Consider the following 202-nt stretch of genomic DNA (forward strand, 5'->3'; position numbering starts at 1 on the left):
GTGATGTGTAAAAAAGCTCATCATAGCAGGTTTCATGGGTACATTACTATAGAGTGTGTAGCTATGAAGGTTGCTTTTTAATTTGAATTTGTGTTTTAACATAAGGAGGAACAATGGAAAATAAGGCTAAATTCCCAAACTAACTTCCACCGTTAATCCAAGTGGAAGTTAGTCTGATAAAAATCGTAAAAACCAGTGGAAA

The sequence above is a fragment of the Streptococcus mitis genome, from assembly GCF_023109235.1.
Classification (GTDB): domain Bacteria; phylum Bacillota; class Bacilli; order Lactobacillales; family Streptococcaceae; genus Streptococcus; species Streptococcus mitis_DA.